Annotated in this window: 15 protein-coding genes and 2 tRNA genes; 4 read left to right on the forward strand and 13 right to left on the reverse strand. The window is 68.8% G+C overall.

Features of this window, described 5'->3' with window-relative positions:
• Positions 1-40 precede the first annotated feature (40 nt).
• Both pgeF and glgA read right to left on the reverse strand, forming a co-directional pair.
• Positions 41-757 carry a peptidoglycan editing factor PgeF gene (gene pgeF, locus Mth01_RS16300; RefSeq protein WP_239089725.1) on the reverse strand — a complete coding sequence of 239 codons (717 nt, stop codon included), beginning with the start codon at positions 755-757 and terminating at the stop codon, positions 41-43.
• A complete protein-coding gene (gene glgA / locus Mth01_RS16305) occupies positions 754-1,932 on the reverse strand; it encodes a glycogen synthase (RefSeq protein WP_204016716.1) in 1,179 nt (392 codons plus the stop codon). Before glgA ends, pgeF begins: the two co-directional genes overlap by 4 nt.
• 25 nt (positions 1,933-1,957) lie before the next feature.
• Between glgA and glgC the strand changes: the two genes are divergently transcribed.
• Positions 1,958-3,217, forward strand: coding sequence for a glucose-1-phosphate adenylyltransferase (glgC, locus tag Mth01_RS16310; protein ID WP_275408961.1), 1,260 nt, complete (start codon positions 1,958-1,960; stop codon positions 3,215-3,217).
• A 33-nt stretch (positions 3,218-3,250) separates the two neighbouring features.
• On the opposite strand, the gene Mth01_RS16315 is transcribed toward glgC, so the two are convergent.
• The 4 genes from Mth01_RS16315 to Mth01_RS16330 form a co-directional block, all read right to left on the reverse strand.
• The gene (locus Mth01_RS16315; protein WP_204016718.1) at positions 3,251-3,841 is read right to left on the reverse strand and encodes an Rv1733c family protein; all 591 of its coding nucleotides are present in this window, start codon (positions 3,839-3,841) and stop codon (positions 3,251-3,253) included.
• Positions 3,842-3,913: 72 nt separating this feature from the next.
• Positions 3,914-4,861 carry a Bug family tripartite tricarboxylate transporter substrate binding protein gene (locus Mth01_RS16320; RefSeq protein ID WP_204016719.1) on the reverse strand — a complete coding sequence of 316 codons (948 nt, stop codon included), beginning with the start codon at positions 4,859-4,861 and terminating at the stop codon, positions 3,914-3,916.
• Positions 4,862-4,958: 97 nt separating this feature from the next.
• Positions 4,959-6,776 carry a glutamine--fructose-6-phosphate transaminase (isomerizing) gene (glmS, locus tag Mth01_RS16325; RefSeq protein ID WP_204016720.1) on the reverse strand — a complete coding sequence of 606 codons (1,818 nt, stop codon included), beginning with the start codon at positions 6,774-6,776 and terminating at the stop codon, positions 4,959-4,961.
• Between the two features lie 8 nt (positions 6,777-6,784).
• Positions 6,785-7,060 (reverse strand): hypothetical protein, encoded by a 276-nt coding sequence (locus Mth01_RS16330; RefSeq protein WP_204016721.1) that lies wholly within the window; start codon positions 7,058-7,060, stop codon positions 6,785-6,787.
• Between the two features lie 181 nt (positions 7,061-7,241).
• Between Mth01_RS16330 and Mth01_RS16335 the strand changes: the two genes are divergently transcribed.
• A tRNA-Gly gene (locus Mth01_RS16335) sits at positions 7,242-7,314 on the forward strand.
• A gap of 10 nt (positions 7,315-7,324) precedes the next feature.
• Positions 7,325-7,396, forward strand: a tRNA-Val gene (locus tag Mth01_RS16340).
• Between the two features lie 388 nt (positions 7,397-7,784).
• Here the strand turns inward: Mth01_RS16340 and wecB are convergent.
• The 7 genes from wecB to Mth01_RS16375 are packed head-to-tail and all read right to left on the reverse strand — an operon-like array spanning position 7,785 to position 13,948.
• Positions 7,785-8,897, reverse strand: coding sequence for a non-hydrolyzing UDP-N-acetylglucosamine 2-epimerase (gene wecB, locus Mth01_RS16345; RefSeq protein ID WP_204016722.1), 1,113 nt, complete (start codon positions 8,895-8,897; stop codon positions 7,785-7,787).
• Between the two features lie 4 nt (positions 8,898-8,901).
• A complete protein-coding gene (locus Mth01_RS16350; RefSeq protein WP_204016723.1) occupies positions 8,902-9,585 on the reverse strand; it encodes an NUDIX hydrolase in 684 nt (227 codons plus the stop codon).
• Positions 9,582-10,388, reverse strand: a complete 807-nt coding sequence (locus tag Mth01_RS16355; RefSeq protein WP_204016724.1) for a nucleotidyltransferase family protein — start codon at positions 10,386-10,388, stop codon at positions 9,582-9,584. The genes Mth01_RS16350 and Mth01_RS16355 overlap by 4 nt, the downstream gene beginning before the upstream one ends.
• On the reverse strand, positions 10,385-11,476 hold the full coding sequence (locus Mth01_RS16360) for a hypothetical protein (protein ID WP_204016725.1): 1,092 nt from the start codon (positions 11,474-11,476) through the stop codon (positions 10,385-10,387). The genes Mth01_RS16355 and Mth01_RS16360 overlap by 4 nt, the downstream gene beginning before the upstream one ends.
• Positions 11,473-12,246 (reverse strand): hypothetical protein, encoded by a 774-nt coding sequence (locus Mth01_RS16365; protein WP_204016726.1) that lies wholly within the window; start codon positions 12,244-12,246, stop codon positions 11,473-11,475. The genes Mth01_RS16360 and Mth01_RS16365 overlap by 4 nt, the downstream gene beginning before the upstream one ends.
• The gene (locus Mth01_RS16370) at positions 12,243-12,797 is read right to left on the reverse strand and encodes a hypothetical protein (RefSeq protein ID WP_204016727.1); all 555 of its coding nucleotides are present in this window, start codon (positions 12,795-12,797) and stop codon (positions 12,243-12,245) included. The genes Mth01_RS16365 and Mth01_RS16370 overlap by 4 nt, the downstream gene beginning before the upstream one ends.
• Positions 12,794-13,948: a radical SAM protein gene (locus Mth01_RS16375; protein WP_204016728.1), complete on the reverse strand. Its 1,155-nt coding sequence runs from the start codon at positions 13,946-13,948 to the stop codon at positions 12,794-12,796. The genes Mth01_RS16370 and Mth01_RS16375 overlap by 4 nt, the downstream gene beginning before the upstream one ends.
• Positions 13,949-14,181: 233 nt before the next feature.
• Between Mth01_RS16375 and Mth01_RS16380 the strand changes: the two genes are divergently transcribed.
• Complete coding sequence (locus tag Mth01_RS16380; RefSeq protein ID WP_204016729.1) at positions 14,182-15,450, forward strand: helix-turn-helix domain-containing protein; 1,269 nt, start codon at positions 14,182-14,184, stop codon at positions 15,448-15,450.
• Positions 15,451-15,763: the final 313 nt, after the last annotated feature.

The raw sequence follows: 15,763 nt of genomic DNA on the forward strand, positions 1-15,763 counted from the left end.
TGATTGATCAGATGCACGCAACACCGGAAAGGTTCGCGATCTACGGGTGGATCCAGATGTAACCGGCGAATCGGCCGGTGTCCCGCTCACGCCGGTAGGAGTAGAGGTCGGGCGTCTCGATCGTGCATCGGCCGTCGTGCCTGACGTCGGCGACGCCCGCGCGCCCGAGTTGGGCCGCGATCCCGGCGCGGAGGTCGAGGGCGGGGGTGCCCCGCCGGGTGACGGCCCACGTCTCAGGGACCCGGGCGGCGACCCGGTCGCGGAGCTCGGCGGGGACCTCGTAGCAACGCCCGCAGGCCGCCGGCCCGACCGCGGCCACCATGCGCGACGGCTCGGCGCCCCGGGCGGCCATCGCCGCCACCAGTGCGGGGACCACCCCGGCCTCGGTGCCCGGCCGGCCCGAGTGCGCGCCGCCGACCAGACCGGTCACCGGGTCGGCCAGCAGCACCGGAGCGCAGTCGGCGACCAGAACCGCGAGCCCGAGCCCGGGCCGGTCGGTGAACACACCGTCGAGCGCGGGCGGCTCACCGGCGAAGGGCTCCACCGCATAGGCCACGTCGGCCCCGTGGACCTGGCGCATGAAAACGACCTGGTCGAGGCCGAGCTCGGCGGCCGTCTTCGCGCGGTTCTCGGCCACCGCCGCCGGATCGTCGCCGACCGCTCCGCCGAGGTTGCGCGAGCCGTACGGCCCGGTGCTCACACCGCCGTGCCTGTCGGTGAAGACCATCCGGACCCGGTCGATCGCGATCGTCGTCATGTGCGGATCTCCGTATACAGCTCGTGCGTGCGCTGGGCGATCCGCCGCCAGGAGAACAGGTCGACCGCCCGGCGGCGGCCGGCCCGGCCCATCTCGGCCGCGAGGGCCGGGTCTCCCAGCAGTGTCCCGACGCGCTCGGCGATGGCCGCGGCGAACACCTGCGGGTCGTACGGCTCGCCGTCCGCTCCCTGGTCTATGGGCACGAGCAGGCCGGTCACACCGTCGTCGACGACCTCGGGGATGCCGCCGGTCGCGGTCGCCACGACCGCCGTCTCGCAGGCCATCGCCTCGAGGTTCACGATGCCCATCGGCTCGTAGACCGACGGGCACACGAAGACCGTCGCGTGCGTGAGGATCTGGATCACCTCGGACCTGGGCAGCATCTCGGAGATCCATATGACCCCGGTGCGGGCCGCCGAAAGCTCGCGGACCAGGCCGGTGACCTCGGCGGCGATCTCGGGGGTGTCCGGCGCGCCCGCGCAGAGCACGAGCTGCGCTCCGGGGTCGAACGATCTGGCCGCGTGCAGCAGGTGCACCAGCCCCTTCTGCCGGGTGACGCGCCCCACGAAGACGACGTACGGCCGGCCGGGGTCGATGCCGTGCTTGAGCAGCGCCTCGGTGCCGCCGGACGGGGCGTACTCGTCGGTGTCGATCCCGTTGTGGATCACGTGCACCCGATCGGGTGATATTTCGGGGTATGCGGTGAGCACATCGTGGCGCATGCCCGCCGACACCGCGATGATCGCGTCGGCCTCCCGCAGCGCGGTCCGCTCGGCCCACGACGACAGCGTGTACCCGCCGCCGAGCTGCTCGGCCTTCCACGGGCGCAGCGGCTCCAGGCTGTGGGTCGTCACCACGTGCGGCATGCCGTACAGCATCTTGGCGACATGCCCGGCGAAGTTCGCGTACCAGGTGTGACTGTGCACCACGTCGGCGCCGTCACAGCCGGCGGCCATCTCCAGGTCGACGCCGAGCACCTGGAGCGCGGCGTTGGCCTCGGTCAGCCCTTCGGGGACGCGGTAGGCGCGCACTCCCGGCTCCGTCCGGGCCGCCCCGAAGCAGCGCACCCGCACGTCGGCCAGTTCCCGCAGCTCACGGGCGAGGTATTCCACATGGACCCCGGCCCCGCCATAGACCTCGGGGGGATATTCACGACTGAGCAGATCGACCCGCATATCGAGGAGCTTAAGTCGTAGGTGTTTGTTCGGGGTTCGGCGGGTTAAGGTCCTGCCTATGAAGGTCCTGGCGATCGTGCTCGCCGGTGGTGAAGGCAAGCGGCTGATGCCGTTGACCGCGGACCGGGCCAAGCCCGCCGTCCCCTTCGGGGGGATCTACCGGCTCGTCGACTTCGTGCTGTCGAATCTGGCCAACGCGGAATATTTCCGGATAGTCGTGCTGACTCAGTACAAGAACCACAGCCTGGACCGGCACATCTCCCGGACGTGGCGGCTGTCGTCGATGCTGGGCAACTACGTGACGCCGGTCCCCGCACAGCAGCGGCTCGGCCCGCGCTGGTTCGCCGGTTCGGCCGACGCGATCTTCCAGAACCTCAACCTGATCTACGACGAGGAACCCGAGCACGTCATCGTCTTCGGCGCCGACCACATCTACCGGATGGACCCGCGGCAGATGGTCGCCCAGCACATCGAGTCGGGGGCCGACGTCACGGTCGCGGCCATCCGGCAGCCGCTGAAGCTGGCCGACCAGTTCGGCGTCATCGAGACCGACCCGTCCGGCCGCAGGATCGCCGCGTTCCGGGAGAAGCCGACCGACGCGGTGGGCCTGCCCGACGCGCCGGACGAGATCTACGCCTCGATGGGCAACTACGTGTTCCGGACCCAGTCGCTGATCGCGGCGCTGCGCGAGGACGCCCTGGACCCCGGCAGCAGGCACGACCTCGGCGGGAACATCATCCCCATGTTCGTCAAGAGCGGCGGCGCCGAGGTGTACGACTTCGCGAACAACGTGGTGCCGGGCTCGACCGAGCGGGATCGCGGCTACTGGCGGGACGTGGGGACGCTCGACGCCTACTACGAGGCCAACATGGACCTCATCGCGGTGCATCCGGTGTTCAACCTGTACAACGGCAGGTGGCCGATCTACACCGGCCACGATCCGCTGCCGCCGGCCAAGTTCGTGCACAACGACGGCGATCGGGTCGGACGGGCGCTGGAGTCGCTGGTGTCGCCGGGCGTCATCGTCTCCGGGGGTACGGCGCTGCGCTCCATCCTGTCCCCGGGCGTCGTGCTCCACTCGCACTCGCTCGTCGAGGACTCGGTGCTGATGGGCAACGTCCGGGTCGGCCGGAACGCGCGGGTCCGGCGGGCGATCATCGACAAGAACGTGATCGTACCGGACGGCGCCAGGATCGGATTCGACCCCGAGCACGACCGCGAACGCTTCGCGGTCACCAAAGAGGGGATCGTGGTGATCGGCAAGAGCGAGGTCATCGACCTCTGATCGCCGACTGATCAGGTACTGATCAGGGGTCGGTCAGCGGCCGTTGATGCGCCAGGTCGGCTCGACGACCGTCCACTGCGCCTCCCACGCCCGCCTGGCACGCCGCTGGTTGATGCCCCGGGTCGCGGCGACGACCAGCGCCAGGCCCGTGGCCGCGGCCAGCGGAACGCCGAAGCCGACGGTCAGCGCGGACACGACGGTGGTCTCCCGCTCCTGCGGGCGCGGGACCGGCGAACCGCGGTCGTCGGTCCAGATCCGGACCGTGTCACCGTGGTGTTTGCTCGTCGAGGCGTCGATCGTCCCCTCCCACTGCCGCCCGTCGGGCGCCCGCCACTGGGCCTTCACGTGGCCGATCGCCGCTCCGGCCGGTGACAGCCGGGGCGACTCCGGCTCCTCGATCAGGTGAGCGGTCACCTGGTGACGGGTGTGCCGCTGCTGGGCCTCCGTTTTCAGGCCGTCGCCGTACGTTCTGGCACCGAACGTCACGCCGAAGGCGACGGCGACCATGACGCCCAGCACCGCGGCAAGCCGGACCACCGCCTCGACCCGGTCGCACCGGCGGCGAAGCGGATTCCTGTCGAGGCCGAGCCATCTGGCGAACCTGGCGAATGGATTCTGCGTCATCTCACACCTCACAGGGTCATTACCACTGCGAGTCACGCTTATGCCTATTTCGCCGCCCAAGAGAGTACGTGGTCAGGGCAGGCCGAGCTCTTCGAGCACCCGGCTGGTGCGGCGGGCCTCGTTCGCCAGCCAGCGGCGGAAATCGTCGCCGTCCAGGTACATCGGCACCCATCCGTTGCGGGCGCACAGCCTGGACCAGACGGGCGAGTCGGCGATGGCCCGGCACAGGCGCGCCAGCGCATCGTGCCTGCGCTCACCCAGGGCCTGCGCACCGACCAGTCCCGACCAGTTGGCGTAGACGAGCCGCACCCCCGACTCCATCAGCGTGGGCGCGTCCAGCCCCGCCATCCGCTCGGGTGACGAGACCGCCAGCGGCCGCAGCCGACCGGCGCGGATGTGGGGCGCCATATCCCGCTGCGCGCCGACTCCGACGGCCGCCCGCCCGTCCAGCATGGCCGCGACCGCCTGGTCCCGGTCGTGGTACGACGCGTAGTTGAGCAGCCGGGGGTCCGCGCCCAACCCCAGCGCGGTCAGGCCGTACAGCACGTGCTCGGGACCGCCGGCCGTCCCGCCGGCCGCCCTGGGCCCGGCGGGATCGCGCAGCAGGGCGGCGGCGAACTCCTCGAACGTCCGGAAGCTCGAATCCCGGGCGGCGACCAGCACCTCCCACTCCCCCGCCAGCCTGGCCAGCGGCGCGGTGCGCGAGACGAGCGGCATCGCGTGCCGGATGGCCGCCGCGCCGAGCAGGGCCGGGTCGGCGACCATCAGGTCACCGGAGCGCGCGGTCGCGACGAACCTGGCGAGCGCGGCCGCGCCGTCCCCCTGCTCACGCACCGTCACCCGCCTGGCCCAGCGGCGGCTTTCGATGACGGCCCGCAGCGCCCTGGCGAAGCCGTCTCCCCGGCCGCCCGCCCCACCCGGCACCACCAGGGAGATCTCGGTCTGGACAGGCGGGGCCTGCGTCCCGCATCCCGCCGTGAGGGCCAGCGCTCCCAGTACGAGGACGGTACGGCGTCGCACCTCGGCATCCTCCCCCGAAGAAGCCTTGCACGCTCAGAACCGGACTAATCACGCATTGTGACTATATCGGACATGCTAGGAGAGGGAGGGAGCGGGCTCACTCCACGGTGACGCTCTTGGCGAGGTTGCGCGGCCTGTCGACGTCCCGGCCGAGCGCCACGGCGGCGTGGTAGGCGAAGAGCTGGAGCGGGATCGTGAGCAGGATCGGGTCGAGCTCGTTCTCGTTCTTCGGCACCACGACGCAGTCGTCGGCGGCCTCGGAGGTCCGGTGGCCGACCATCAGGATCCGCCCGTGCCTGGCCCGGATCTCGCCGAGCGTGGTGAGGTTCTTGTCGAGCAGTTCGTCGTCGGGGACCACCGCCACGGTCGGCAGCTCCGGGCTGATCAGCGCGAGCGGGCCGTGCTTGAGCTCGCTCGCCGGGTACGCCTCGGCGTGGACGTAGGAGATCTCCTTCAGTTTCTGGGCGCCCTCCCGGGCCACCGGGTAACCGCGCACCCGGCCGACGAACATCATCCCCGGCGCGTCGGCGTACTTGATCGCCAGTTCCCTGATCTGCTCTTCGAGGGTGAGAATCTCCTTGATCTGTTCGGGCAGCCGCCGCAGCCCCTCACAGATGCGCCTGCCGTCCGCCGGGGACAGGTCCCGTACCCGGCCGAGGTGGAGCGCCAGCAGCGCGAACGCGACCGCGGTCGAGGTGAACGCCTTGGTCGAGGCGACCGACACCTCCGGCCCGGCGTGCAGGTAGATGCCGCCGTCGGTCTCCCGTGCGATGGCGCTGCCCACCGTGTTCACGATGCCGAGCACCCTGCCGCCCTTGCGCTTGAGCTCCTGGACCGCGGCGAGGGTGTCGTAGGTCTCCCCCGACTGGCTGATCGCGACGTACAGGGTGTCGGGCTCGACGACCGGGCCGCGGTAGCGGAACTCCGAGGCCGGCTCGGCGTCGGCCGGCATTCGCGCCAGCTCCTCGATCAGCTGCGCGCCGATCTGCCCGGAGTAGTACGCCGAGCCACAGCCGATGATCTTCACCCGGCGGAACGAACGGGTCTCGCGGGCGTCCATGTCGAGGCCGCCGAGGTGCGCGATGTGGAACCGGTCGTCGATGCGGCCGCGCAGCGTGCGCGCGACGGTGTCGGGCTGCTCGGAGATCTCCTTGAGCAGGTAGTGCTCGTATCCGCCGTTGTCGTAGTGACCGGCGTCCCAGTCGACCGTGAACGGCTCCTTGGCGGTCTCCCTGGCGTCGCTGGTGAAGGTGTGGAACCCGTCGGCCGTGAGGACCGCGAGCTCGCCGTCCTCCAGGTGCACGACCTGGCGGGTGTAGCGGATCAGCGCGGCGACGTCGGAGGCGACGAACATCTCCTTCTCACCGATGCCGAGCACGATCGGGCTGCCGTTGCGGGCGACCACGATCTCGCCGGGGCGCTGCGCGTCGACGACGGCGATGCCGTACGTGCCGACCACCCCGGCCAGAGCCTTCCGGACGGCCTCCGCCAGCGACTCGGCCTCCTTGGCCATGAGCGCGATCAGATGCGCGAGCGTCTCGGTGTCGGTCTCGCTCTGAAAGACGACGCCGTCGGCCTCGATGCGGCGGCGCAACTCGTCGGCGTTCTCGATGATGCCGTTGTGCACCACCGCGATCCGTCCCTCGTGGTCGAGGTGCGGGTGGGCGTTCACGTCACTCGGGGCGCCGTGCGTCGCCCACCGGGTGTGCCCGATGCCGACCGTGCCCTTGAAACGGGCGGGTACGGCCGCCGCCAGGTCGGCCACCCGGCCCTTGACCTTGCGCGTCTTCAGGCTCCTGGCGTTGACGACGGCGAGGCCGGCCGAGTCGTAGCCCCGGTACTCCAGGCGCTGGAGCCCTTCGAGCAGGATGGGCGCCGCATCCTTGGGGCCGACGTAAGCGACGATTCCGCACATATCCGCTCCTATCCGTAAACAATCCGGCGGAGCTGGCGCAGCGACAGCTCCGGTGCCGCGACACGCCTTCCAGTGAGCTCGGCCGAGATTCTGGGGAAGATCTGGTCGTTGGTCAGCCCCCTCGCCTTGAGCTCGCCGTGGCGTCGGCGTACGTACTCCTCGGCGGGCTCGCCGAAGTACGCCAGGACGTCGGCCACCACCCGTGCGGCCTCTCCCGGGCCGAGCGGCGTCGTCCGGGTGAGGTGACTGATCAGATCCTCGAAGGGATGCCGTGCCGTGGACACAGAGCAGGACCCTAACGCAGCGTGGATGTCGACTATCAAGTTTTCTGCCCGAATCCGGGCAGGATCAGTCCGAGTCTCCTCATGAATGGGTTTTCCTCACATCCCTGCCATCGGCGGCACCGGCACCCCGCGACATCCGCTAGAGTTAGCCATGCGTCGCCGGGGAGATCCCGGGGATCGCGCGGAAGTGGCTCAGTTGGTAGAGCATCACCTTGCCAAGGTGAGGGTCGCGGGTTCGAATCCCGTCTTCCGCTCGCAGTACTCGGGCGATTAGCTCAGCGGGAGAGCGCTTCCCTGACACGGAAGAGGTCACTGGTTCAATCCCAGTATCGCCCACGACATCAGGCTTACTAGAACACTGGGCACCAGTAGGTGCGCCCTAGGATGACCTGCAGATTCGAAACGACAGCAGGGCTACCTCCGATACCGAAGGTAGCCCTGCTGTCGTTTTGGGCTGAGCGGCGGCGCTGGAGACTCCAGGGTCGGGCTTGTCCGCTTGATCGAGTTCGCGCGCCCTGAGGCACGCATCGAGCAGGCGCGCGCTGTCGGACAGGTCGTCGTTGACGGCAGCGAGGCTGCTGGTGAGCTGTTCGTATGACACTGACATGCCAGGATCAGAACCGGCCGTCCTGCCAGGCAGGATTGCTGCGCGCGGTCCTAAGACGGCGATCCCGCCCTGGGACGAAGCAGGGGGCGGGACCGCCCACCAATGTAGGGCGAGCCGTCAGGACACCGCCGACCGCGATTGCACCGCTGTCTGCCGCAGCAGGCCCGGCCCGTTCGTGGCCAACATCTCCGCGAGATCAGCGATTCGCGCGGAAGCTCTGCCATCGCCAAACGGGCTGGACACGCCTGACGGACGCCTTGGCCGCCCGCTCATCGACCTGGTGGCCTCGCCAAGCAGCGCTGGATTAGGAACCAATACGCAGTCCTTGCCCAGCGCCTCGGGCCGCTCCGTGGACCGCCGCAGCACGAGTAGACGCGCCCCAAGGATGCTGGCCTCCTCCTGAATCCCGCCGGAGTCCGAGATCAGTAACGTGGCTCGTTCTGCGACCGCGAGGAACGCCGGGTAAGTGAGCGGCCGCGCGACATGCATTCCGTCCAGAAGCCGGTCGAGCCCGTAGTCGTGGACCCGCTGCCGGGTCCGTGGGTGGATCGCCAGCACGACTGGCAGATCGAGTTCGGTGAGGCTGACCAGGATACGGCGGAGACGGTCGGGATGGTCGACGTTCTCCGGCCGGTGCAGGGTGCAGAGCACGTACGGCTGATCGCCCAGCGGGGCGGTCACCTGCTGCGCTGTCGCATGGTCCCGCTTGGCCAGGTGTACGGCCTCTACGATCGTGTTTCCGGTCAGGATGATCCGGCTGTCGGGGATACCCTCAGCCCACAGGTTGGCGACGTTCCCCTCAGTCGCCGCGCAGCACAGGTCGGCCAGGTGGTCGATGACGACCCGGTTGTGCTCCTCGGGCATTCCACGGTCATGGCTCCGCAGCCCGGCTTCGACATGGATGAGCGGCACCGAGACGGCGTTGGCGGCCAGCGCGCCGGCGAGTGCCGCGTTGGTGTCGCCTTGGACGATGACGACGGCGGGCGGGTCGGCGTGCCATGCCTGGGTGAGTTGGGCGGTGGCGGCACCGATCTGGACTCCGCGGTGCTGGCCGCCAATGTGCAGTTGCACGTGCGGGCGGTGGTGACCGGTCAGATCCGGGGAGTAGTGCTGCCCCGTGTGGATCACTCGGGCCTGGTCGCCGAGCAGAGCGATCAACACCGACAACTTGATCTCCTCGGGGCGGGTGCCGAGGACGATCGCGATCGAACGGTCAGAGGCGGATGGCATGAGATCACCAGAACAGGTGCTTGCGCTCGCCCCGCAGATACCGGTCCGCGGCGACGAACAGACGTAGGTACAGCATGTCGACGTCGAAGTAGCCGGGGACCAGGTCGTCCCGGCAGAGCTTCCCGTCGAGGAACTCCCGGCCGTCATCGCCCGATCGGAACAGGTAACGGGCGGGGACTGCGTCCCGGTCGCCGGCGGCGAGCTCGATCGCGTTCTGCAGGTCGATCTGCACGAGTCCCGACACCTCGGCGTCGTCGAGCGGAATCTCCTCCAAGGAGGCGTCGAGGGGCAGGAGGTGCCAATACTGGAACTCGCGCTCGATCCAGTCCGATGCCAGGGTTACAGCGGTCTGGCGGATTCCCAGCGGCTGCAGGTCGGTGTAGCGGACGTCGAGGCCGAGTTCCTCACGGATCTCGCGGACGCCGTCCTCGATCCGCTCGCCGGCCTCGTAGTGGCCGCCGACAGTGAAGTCGGCGTAGTCCGGGCGGTCGAAGGCATACCGGCCGGGCGTCTTCTTCTGCAGCACCACTCTGCCGCTGGTGGGATTGACGGCCAGGCACGAGAACGTGCGGTGCCATGACCCGCTCCGGTGGGCGACCTTCTTGTCCTCGGTGCCGACGTGCTGGTTGCGGTCGTTGTAGATGTCGATGATGGGCATGTCGTCCTCCAGACGTGCTGAGATGATCACGTGCTGACTGTGAGAGGGTGCTCCGCCGGGGCGTGATCACGCCAGTGGAGGGCGAGCGCGTCGGCGTAGCGACGGGGCTCTCCGACGGTAACCCAGTCGGCGGCGAGCCTCCGGACACGTACGTCACCGGTATGGGACTGCTCCCCCACGGCAAGGCCGAGATCAACCTCGCCGCGCGCCTCCGGTCTCGCGACGAGCCGGGGCAGGATGCCCGGGCGAAGCACCAGCCGGGACACCACCGCGAGCGGCTCGGCCACCGTGGCGGGGTCGGGTCGCTGCCGGATCCCGCTGACGCGGTCCCCGCCGGGATCGGCCAGGTCGACGACCCCGAACGAGCCGACATCGGCGCGGTCGATGAGCTGAGCGGCGATGACACTGTCCGCTCCCTGCTCTGCGAGCCGGCGCATGGCGGCCAGATCGGCGCCGGGCCGGCCGCCGAGGAGGACGTCGTCTCCGAACGCGACCATGAACGTTTCGGCGGCGGCCAGTTCCTCGGCGAGCGTGAGCAGCGGGGCGGCGTTGCCGTACCCGTACGACAGGTCCTCTGGGACCGCGCGCACGGGGAAGCCCTGCTCACGCAGCCCGGACACGTAGGCGGGGATGATCTGCTCTCCGGGGCGGGTGGCGACGTGAACCAGGTCGGCGCCGGCAGCCAGGCATTCGTCGATGACGTGCCCGAGCGCGGGCCTGCTGCCGATCGGCAGCATCTCCTTGGGCACCCAGTCCGTGAAAGGCCGGAAGCGGGTGCCCCGCCCGGCAGCGGTCACCACCGCCGGGCAGATCGGGTGGGAAGGAAGGCTCACAGGAGGTCTCCGATCAGGTTGGTCAGGGCGCGCTGCAGGTGACCGACAGGTCCGCGGACGCCGTACTCCACGCGGTAGCACGGCGTGTTGGCAAGGCGGGCACAGACGGACGCTGCGGCGGCTGCCAGGTCGGCATCGCTACGGCTACGGCGGATCAGCCAGGGCCGCCAGAACTCGTCCACCGGCGTGAAGCACACCGCGTTCAGGAGTTCGCGGGTCTCCTCAGTGTTCAGGCGACCGATGTTGACCGGCTGGGCCGTGTCGGTGAAGGCGGGGACGATGATGGCACCCAGCTTGGAGGCAGCGGTCAGGGCGGACCCGAACGCGGCGGCGAACGGCCGGGCGGGCAGGGCGACCTTGTGACGGGTGCCGAACTCCTCCGGTAGGTCCGCCGGAGTTCGGCTGTAGAGGGGCCGCAGTGCGGGGTAGGCGTCCAGTGTTCCGCGCGCGACCGGCACGGGGAGCGGCACAGCGAGCACCCGCCGCTCTCCGTGGAGGATCAGCCGGTCATTCGACAGCAGCGCCGCGTGCTGCCCCAGGATGTGGAGGAGCGCCGCCAGCGTGGAGGTCTTGCCGGCACCCTGAGGAGCGCAGATCATCACCGCTCGTCCAGAGACGTCGAGTCCAGCGGCGTGGAAGACGATCCCGCCGGCGTCCTCGTACGTCCGGAGCATTGCCTCGCGGATCAGCCGGAGCGCGTACCTGGGTGCGCAGTGGGGGTCGGCCACGTACAGGTCGATGACCGCCCCGTCGATTGAGGCCGCCCACGCGCCGGGCCGTCCCTCCAGTGCGTCGCCCGCCACGGTGTAGCAGCGGGCACCGGCGGCAGTACGACCCTCGGTGAGGATGACCCCGGGGACCGGCTCCACCGTGGCGGTCGCACGCAAGGCGAAGGTCGCAGCGGCCGAACGGAACCGGTCGCGGTCGGTGTGCACGTTGAGCCGGATGCCGGGCAGGTCCAGCCCGGCGATGGAAGCGGGCAGGTAGTCAGCGAAATGGCAGGCCAGCCGGTCAAGGTCGGCCGGTGACGCTGTCACGGTGATCGTGACGTCGCCCATGTGGCAGGTCAGGTTGAGGTCAGTGGTCACGGCCGAATTCCTTCAGTGGTGAGGCGGCACATCTCGGAGAGGGCGTAGTCGATGCGGGCCCGCCGGCACTCGGGCGCGGTGTGCCGCAACTGCAGCACCGAGGTGACCGTGAACGCGGTGAGTGCATCCTGCTTGGGGATCTGTCCCCTGAGCGCGGCTACGGCGATCTCCTGTCGGCTGTGGAACCAGTGGACGGGCAGCCTGCCGGGCCGGTCATGCCCGGGGCAGAGCCCGGTGAGCTCGGGGGCATAGGGGGCCGCGCCGGTGCCGTGGGTGGCCAGGAGCAGGCGGGCCGTGTATCCGGCCAGTGCACACAGGGTGATGTCGGTGTCGTAGCAGAGCGCGCCGAACAGGGCTTGCCAGTCGTCGTGCTCGGGCGGTCGAAGGTCGGTCAGCAGGGGAGGAAGGACGTCGATGCACACCAGGCCGTCGGTCACGAGGATGAAGTTCGCCAGGTTGGTGTCCAGACGGGCAGGTGTGGGCTCAAGCGCTCGCACCCAGGCGGCGATCTGCTGCATCGCCGACATGAGCAGGGCCGGGTCGGTCAGGTCGGTGACTGCGATGCCGGAAGTCCACTGGTGTTGTACCGCGAGCCGTCTCGGGGCTTTCGCGATCCTCATGTCCTCGGGCAGCCGGACGCCGGCGGTGCGCAGGATGTCGATGTAGAGGCTGACATGGTCTGCGGCCGCGGACTGCCGGATCGGGATGGACCCGGACGCGGACATGAGCTTGAGGACCTGGCCGTTCTCGCAGCGCTGCAGCAGCGTCATGTCTGCGCTCCCTGGTGGGAGCACAGGAACCTGCTGGCATCGTCGTACATCGCGCGGAACTCCTCGGGCAGGTCCAGGTCGAACAGCCGGGCGAAGTGGTCGGCGGCGCGCAGGGTGGCTGCGCACGCCTCGGGAACAGGCGGCGGCGTGCCGGTGGGCTGATGCCGGTATCCGGCGCTCACCAGGCCCGCTTCCGCCGCGCGGCCTGCGCAGATCAGTAGCAGCAGGAGCGCCTCGATCTCCGACCCCGGGGATCCGCCGTCCTGAGAGGCAGTGGGTGGGGCGCCGTCGAGAATGCTGATGCTGAGGGCCGCCAGGGTGACGTCCGCGAGCTCGTCCCCTATGTCGCTGATCGGCCGTGCGGGGTCGCAGTAGTCGGCCACGTCGATGCCGTGACAGCGGGCGACGCACAGCGCGAGGTGGCCGAGCTGCACCGCGAGTTCCGCGCCCGCGGTGGCCGCGTCCCAGGGCCGAGGTGCCGTAGAAGCGAACCCCTCGCGAAGCTGCCGGGCCTGTTCCAGCATCTCCGCCAGCTCACCGTCTCCGATCATGAGGTCTCCGTGATGATGAGGGGGCGGGCGCCGGAGGTGCCACTGCTCCAGTAGGCGTCCGGTCCCTGACCGGCCACCCGGATCCGCAGACCGAGGTCCTGGGTGAGCGCCGACACCAGCCGATTCGGTACGGCATCGTGGATGACCAGCTCGTGGGACGCCGGCAGCAGGTCGAATCTGACGTCGGCCAGGCCGCGCCGAGCCAAAGCCGCAGTCACCGTGTCATGGGCGGGCGCTGTGGTCGCAGCCGCGGCGCACCGTGCCCGCTGGCCCTTCGGGCAGCGGTTCCGCATCACGCAGACGGGACTGCCGTGGATCCCGAACCGGTCCGCCTCGCCCAGGACGTAGGCGAGCGCGCACGCGTTGGTGTGGAACACCGGGTAGTCGGGGTGGCTGTCGGTGGTGTGGTGGATGAACTCCCAGAACGCCTCCGGGTAGACGCCTTCGGCTTCGGTCGCGCCAGGCGTGGTGGCGAGCGCTGGCCACAGCCGGGCGAGCCGATTCAGAGCCTCGGGCTCGACCTTCAGCCCCGCAGCCATCGTGCAGGCGGCGTACCGTGCGGCCGTGTTGAGCACGCGCGTCATGGTCTCCTCGGTGGCCGACTCCGGGAACGCGGGCCGCCAGTAGTGCACGATTGGGATCCCCGCAGCGTGCAAGGCCGGGAAGTTGGCGCGGATGTGCTCATGGCGTACGCCGACCTCGACGGCGTCGTCCAGGCCGGAGTAGCTGAGGTAGACGATGACGCGCAGGCCTGCTGAGCGTGCCGCCGTGATTGCCTCGATGATGTCGGCGGTGACCCGGCACTTCGTGATGAGCACGACGGCGTTCGGGAGGCAGGCGGCGACGAACTCTCGCAGGAGTTCGGCCAGGTAGGCGCGTGAGGGTGCCGTGGCCATGATGTCGGTCCAGGTGGCCAGGGCGACCACACGCTCCGGGCTGTACAGGTCGGACTCCAGCAGGAGCCGGAGTGTCTCGGCAGGGGTGTGGAGCTGGGTCGGTGCGACCCGGGTCTGACCGCGCTGGATCAGGAAGCAATAGCTGCACTTCTTGGGGCAGCCCTGGATCGGGTTCACAGCAAGCCAGGAGGCGTGCTGGTCGATCACCGGCGTCCATTCGCGGCCGGTGTCCAGGGCGGGAGTGGGATTGCCCATCAAACGATCAGCTCCTTCATGGCATCAGGCGTGCGAGTTCCTTGGCCTCAGGAAACGCCCACACCACCGGGCCAGCGAAGAGGCTGTGCATGTCGTGCACGCCCTATGCATGTTCTGCACACCGCCTGTCCAAGGCCGCTGGCGCGACGTACCCTTGGCGCGGATCTGGTGCAATGACGCCTGGAGATGCCGTGGCTCCCCAAAGTGAGTGGAACTCAGCGCGGGTACGAGCTTTGATCGCTGCCCGGGATGTGGGCGGCATGATCCGGTATGCCCGTGTAGCCCGAGGCTGGCGGCAGGCCGACCTCGCGAAAGTCGTCGCCTGCTCGGCATCGACCATCTCTCGCCTCGAAACAGGTCGGCGCGCCGCAGTCGACCTTGACACCGTGCGGCGAGTCGCGCGGGCGGTCCAGCTCCCCTCTCACATTCTGGGCGCGCTCATTGATATTCCGGTCTCTCCTGTGGCTACGGTTGTCACCACGACAGCCCCTCAGGCCGAGGAGGACCCGATGCGCCGCCGTACCCTCCTGTCCGCCGTGGGGCTGGCGATCCCCGCACACCTTCTGATCAAACTGGACGACGCCTTGGCCGTGTTGCCAGCGTCGTCGAGCCCTCCGGACCTATCCCGCATCGCTACCCGGCTCGCACACACACGCGACCGCTACGACACAGGCGACCTGGCACGACTGATCGCAGACCTACCCGACCTGCTGGCCGTCGCGCACGAAGCGGCGGACCACCACGACAGACCAGACGCCTACGTGCTGGCGGCCTCCTGCTACAACCTTGCGACCGTGGCCCTCAACAAGATCGGCCGCCACCAGGCGAGCCGGATCACCGCGGACCGCGCCACGATGCTCGCCAAGCTGTCCGGCTCGCCGGTCAGCGTGGCCACCTCCGCACGATGCCTGAGCATCGTGCTGCGCCACGAGGGCCGCGGGCCGGTTGCCGATCAGGTCTCTTTGCGCGCTATCACGCTCTTGGAATCCACCGGTCTCAGCCAGCCCGACGAGGCCGCCGCCTACGTGCAGATGTTGTGCACTGGCGCGTACAACTCAGCTCAGATCGGTGATCGCGACCGCGCCTTGGAGATGATCAGAGAAGCGTCCCAGGCTGCGGCTCATCTGCCTGTGCCCCCTACTCAGGGGCACTCGATCAGCTCCGCTCACGTCACGGGATACGAGGTCAGTGTCCACTGGTCGCTAGGCGACGCGGGCGCAGCGCTCCATGCTGGCCGCGGGCTGCACCCGAGTCAGTTGCCTACGCCCGAACGGCGAGGGCGGCTGCACACCGACCTGGCGCGAGCCTGGTGGCAATGGGGAAAGCCCGAGCAGACCGTGCTCGCCTTACTGTCCGCATGCCGCGAATCAGTACCCGAGGTACGAGACCGCCCGGCCATCCGCTCCATGGCTGTCCAGCTCATCGAGCGGCATCCCAAGACATCAGGCGTACCTGAGCTGGCCACGGCGATCGGCTACCGGCCGAGTCAGGAGGACCCGTGAATGGACATCATAATTCCAATATGTATTATTCCAGTATGAATCATGTGCAGGGTTTAATCGGTATCAGTCGAATCGGTGGCTTATTGCTCGGAATGTCAATTATTCTGATGGAGATACGGTGATGATGTGCACGTTGAACACCCGTGGGTAATTTTGATTCCTGTCTCTATTCTGCTTTCAAGAGCGGAGTAATTGTTATACAATTAGCTCGGAAGATGAAATCGAATCTATTAAAATCCTGTTTGAGTTCAATCCCATCGCGTCGTTTACAGCTTCAACTATCCGCAGCGACGTGGAGTTGCCGCTTACGACT

Source organism: Sphaerimonospora thailandensis (assembly GCF_016863115.1).
Taxonomy (GTDB): Bacteria; Actinomycetota; Actinomycetes; order Streptosporangiales; family Streptosporangiaceae; genus Sphaerimonospora; species Sphaerimonospora cavernae.